General features: G+C 64.4%; 2 protein-coding genes. Both read left to right on the forward strand.

Going from position 1 to position 1,745, the window contains the following annotated elements; translation table 11 throughout:
• Window positions 1-906 (forward strand): hypothetical protein (locus MUO23_06855; protein MCJ7512675.1); only part of this gene is annotated, 906 nt, incomplete at its 5' end.
• A gap of 237 nt (window positions 907-1,143) precedes the next feature.
• Window positions 1,144-1,745, forward strand: a 602-nt coding sequence (locus tag MUO23_06860; GenBank protein MCJ7512676.1) for a peptidoglycan bridge formation glycyltransferase FemA/FemB family protein, incomplete at its 3' end; no start/stop codon positions are given.

The following is a 1,745-nucleotide window of genomic DNA, read 5'->3' on the forward strand; positions in this document are numbered from 1 at the left end:
CTGCCGATGGCCGGTTGGATGGCCCGCAACCTGATCCTGACCGGGTCGCCCACGAACCGGACGCTGCAATTCCACATTCCATCAGCAGACACCGTTCGGGACGGTTTCGTGGTGGTCTGGCAATGGCTTGTCCCGTACCAGTTCCCCACGTGGGGCAACGCCGGGATCCTGCTGCTGACAGGGCTGTTGATCCTGTTCGTGCTGTGGATCACCCATCCCTGGAAGATCCGTCAGCTGCGGCAGAAGAGCCTGGGGTTCCTTCGATATGACCCCCGCAGCCCTATGGTCATCTATCTTGCCGCCTATCTGGTGGTTCTTGCCGGGAGCCTGCTCCTGGTGGATGCTTCGACTCCGATCGACCAGCGACTCGCCACCCCGCTGCTCAGTCTGGTGATCGTTCTGGTCGCATCCACCCTCCCGCCGGTGTGGCGTGCGTTCGCAGGCAAGGCAGTCCTAAGGGGTTTGCTCCTCCTGGGTATGACCCTCTTCCTCTTGAGCAGCCTGAGCCGAAGCCGCTGGCTTGCCCGGGAGATCCAGTTCGACGCCGGCGGACTGGCCGCAGCGGTCTGGATCGAATCGGGGTTGGCGGATACGTTGGATGCCCTCCCGGAAGGCACCCTCCTGTTCACAGACAATCCCGAGGCTGTGTACTTCATCAGTGGGCGAGGCGCCTTCGGCCTCCCCTCCATGTTCGACAATGTCACCATGCGCGACCGGCTGGACTACGCGCCCTCCCTGGCTGAGCTCCGCCGTCGATTGGGCGTTGAGGACGGCGCGGTGGTCGTGTTTACGCCCGCCGAAGGTGCGTTCGAGCAGTCGATCGTCGAGGACGCCACCCAAGGGCTGCTCCTGCTCTACGATGGCGGCGAGGCCCAGGTCTTTGTCACGCCTGGCCTGCAACCATAGTCCCCACTCGACAACGCGCATTCCCGGTTGCCGGCCTAGACCGTCTGTGCACTCGCATCCCACCCGATCTTCTCACGGCGTGCACTGGACCTGCGCCCGCCTTCCCCGACCAAGACTTGGGTCCGATTCCTTTCCCGTGCATTTCATTCTCCATCCTCACCATTGCCTGCTTCCCTGATCCGGCGTCAACACTGCGCGTGTGTGCCACCGGTCGAGGCGGAATGCTACAATCCCTGCATGCCCTCCCACCTCGATCGCGACAGCTGGGGCAACTTCCTTAGCCGTTGTCCGGAAGCGCATCTGCTGCAATCCTCCGCCTGGGGGGAGCTCAAGGCAGGCTACGGCTGGGAGATCCTCCGGGTCGCATCCGGGGATGCGGGAGCGCAGGTTCTCGTTCGACGGCTGCCGCTGGGTCTGCGTCTGGCGTACGTCCCGATGGGGCCTATCGGTGACTGGCTGCCGGACCTCCTGCCCGACCTGGACACCGTCTGTCGGGGGGCTGGCGCGTTTGCCCTCAAGATCGAACCGGATGGACCGGAGGATCCCGGCCTGGCAGCGGATCTCCAGGCGCATGGCTTCCGCCCGAGCCCGCACAGCATTCAGCCACGCCGCAGCCTGATCGTTGACCTGCGCGGGTCCGAAGAGGACGTCCTCGCCCGGATGCACCAGAAGACCCGCTACAACATCCGCCTGGCGGCGAAGAACGGGGTGACCACCCGCACTTGGGATGACCTGGCGACGTTCGGACAGATGATGCAGCAGACTGCTGCCCGCAATGGCTTCGGGGCGCACCAACCCAGCTACTATGCGGATGCATTCGACCACTTCCATCCCCTCCA

The sequence above is a fragment of the Anaerolineales bacterium genome (assembly GCA_022866145.1).
GTDB lineage: Bacteria > Chloroflexota > Anaerolineae > Anaerolineales > E44-bin32 > PFL42.